This is a genomic window from Phaeobacter sp. B1627, assembly GCF_006265095.1.
GTDB lineage: Bacteria > Pseudomonadota > Alphaproteobacteria > Rhodobacterales > Rhodobacteraceae > Epibacterium.
Genome location: NZ_VCNK01000053.1, coordinates 1 through 950, shown reverse-complemented (window position 1 = coordinate 950; position 950 = coordinate 1). Strand labels below are relative to the sequence as shown.

General features: G+C 58.3%; 1 pseudogene. It reads left to right on the top strand.

The window, feature by feature from the left end:
* Positions 1–74: 74 nt before the first annotated feature.
* A pseudogene (locus FGE21_RS18995) lies at positions 75–510 on the top strand (integrase core domain-containing protein); the annotation flags it as partial.
* Between the last annotated feature and the right edge of the window lie 440 nt (positions 511–950).

The window sequence follows — 950 nt, the reverse complement described above, 5'->3', positions numbered from 1 at the left end:
TCCGCAGAGATTCCCTGGCTGGGAGAGGAGCGGAACCGCATGAAGGCATCAAAGTTCACGGACGCGCAGAAGGCGTTCATGATCAGTTGGCGACAGGCCGGAAAATTCGGGTTCTGACGGTCGTCGACACCGTCCCACGCTATGTCCCGGTGCTTGATGCTTGGTTCACATATCGCGGGGAGGGCGTGGTCGCGACGCTTGAGCAAATATGCAAGCGCACCGGCTACCCAGCCACCATCCGTGTTGACCAAGGCAGCGCGTTCATCTCCAAGGATATGGACCTTTGGGCCTATGCCAACGATGCGACATTGGACTTCTCCCGTCCGGGCAAACCTACCGACAACGCCTTCATCGAGGCGTTCAATGGCCGGTTCCGGGCGGAGTGCCTGAACGCGCACTGGTTCATGAGCCTTGCGGATACCGCCGATAAAGTTGGAGGCTTGGCGTAGAGACGGCAATGAAGAACGCCCGCACGGGGCTATCGGGAACAAGGTCCCGACAGACCTGATGGAACTGCGGAAACTCCAACAACGGCCGAGGGCACGTTGGGTAGCACATCAGAAACCTGCAGTTTCTCGTTATGAACGAGGGAACGGCAGGGGGGCAGGTCACGGGCGCAAACAGCCCGGAGACCCAACTACATGAGGCAATCCTCCTGGCCCTTGACTGCACCAAAGTGCAGAATACCTTGGGATGGACCCCGAAACTAGGCTTGGAGGACACTCTATCGAACGCATGGCGTTCGTGATCTCATCCATTCCGCAGGTCGCTTCGCATGCTCATCTCGGCTTACACGCGCTCCAGACGACGCTTCTCTTCCGCCATATCCGTTCGCGTTCCCCTCGAATCAGCGGAGCTCAACGCTCAGTCTCAGACATCCCCGCTTTTTGTCAAAGGAGTTGTCCGCCGATTTCATGCGACGTCTCTGTTTTCGGGGGCGCTGATTTCGG